Here is a 1,643-nt window from a genome sequence, read left to right on the forward strand (position 1 = left end):
GCCGTACTGCGCGACCTTGGCGCTGCCTCCGCCACGGCGCTGGAGGGGCTGCTGAAGCGCGGGCTGGTGGCGGTGACCCGGCGCGACGACAGCGAATGCGCCTGCGACGAGGCCGCCGAGGGTGAAGGCCCGGCCTGCCTGTATGGTCCGCCGGATGGTTCGTTCGACCTGAACGCGAACCAGCGGGCGGCACTGGGCGACTTTCTGGCCGCGCTGGACGGTCCGCGTGCGGAACACCGCCTGTTGTACGGCGTGACCGGCAGCGGCAAGACGGCGGTGTACCTGGACCTTGCGCGCGAATGTCTGGCGCGGGGCCGGTCGGTGATGCTGCTGGCGCCGGAGGTGGCCCTGGCCTGCAAGCTGCGCCGCGATGTCAACGAACGCCTGCCCGGCGCGCCGCTGTTCTTCTTTCACGGCTATCAGGGGCCTGCCCAGCGCGAACGCACCTTTCGCGCGCTGGCGGCCCGGCGCGAGCCGTGCCTGGTGGTGGGCACCCGCTCGGCCCTGTTCCTGCCCGCGCCCGCCCTCGGGGTGGTGGTGCTGGACGAGGAACACGACACCTCGTTCAAGCAGGATGAGGGGCTGGCCTACCAGGCCAAGGAAGTGGCCTGGTTCCGGGTGGGGCAGGGCGCGGGACTGCTGGTGCTGGGTTCTGCCACGCCGGACGTGAAGACCTTCCACGCCATGCATGAAGGGCGCCTGCCCATGGCGACGCTGCCCGAACGGGCCGGCGGCGGCACCCTGCCCGATGTGGAACTGGTGGACATCAAGGATCTTGCCTCCACCGATTCCGTGCTGGCCGCCCGGAGCGGCGCGGCCCTGCGCGAAACGGTGGAGCGCGGCGAGCAGGCGGTGATCCTGCTGAACCGGCGCGGCTACGCCCCGCTGATGTACTGTCTGGACTGCGGCACCGTGGCCCGTTGTCCGCACTGCGACATCGGCCTTACCTACCACAAGGGGCGCGAGCGGCTGGTGTGCCACTACTGCGGCCATTCGGTGCCGTATCCGGCCACCTGCCCCAACTGCAAGTGCATGCACTATCTGCCCATGGGCGAGGGTACGGAAAAGCTGGAGGAAACCCTGGCGGCGCACCTGCCCGCCGGGGGCAAGGTGCTGCGGCTGGACCGCGACTCGACCAGGCGACCGGGCCGGATGGAGGAAATCCTGGGGGCCTTCGCCCGGCGCGAGGCGCAGGTGCTGGTGGGCACGCAGATGTTGTCCAAGGGACACCACTTTCCGGACGTGACCCTGGCCGTGGTGGCCGATGGCGACCTTGGCCTGAACCTGCCGGACTACCGGGCGGCAGAACGCACCTTCCAGTTGCTGGTGCAGTCCGCCGGGCGGGCCGGGCGCGGCGAAAAGCCGGGCCGGGTGTTCATCCAGACCCGCGACCCTTCCCACTATTGCTGGAATTTCGTGCGCGCGGCAGATTACGAGGGCTTTTACGCCCACGAGATTGCCATCCGCCAGCGGCGCAGGTACCCTCCGTTCGTGCGGCTGGCGCTGGTGCGCATCAGCTATCCCATGGATTTCACGGGCGGAGCGGAGGAACTGGCCCGCTTCGCCACTGCGGTGCGCGCCCAGGGGCGCGAGCGCGGCGTGCAGGTGCTGGGGCCAGCCCCTTCGCCGCTGCCGCTGCTGCG

At 70.4% G+C, this 1,643-nt stretch carries 1 protein-coding gene; it reads left to right on the forward strand.

Annotated elements, in window-relative coordinates; translation table 11 throughout:
• Positions 1-1,643: replication restart helicase PriA (gene priA / locus FVW20_RS14590; RefSeq protein WP_196610182.1), on the forward strand; the 1,643-nt coding region annotated here is incomplete at both ends.

The organism is Nitratidesulfovibrio oxamicus, assembly GCF_015731765.1.
Classification (GTDB): domain Bacteria; phylum Desulfobacterota; class Desulfovibrionia; order Desulfovibrionales; family Desulfovibrionaceae; genus Cupidesulfovibrio; species Cupidesulfovibrio oxamicus.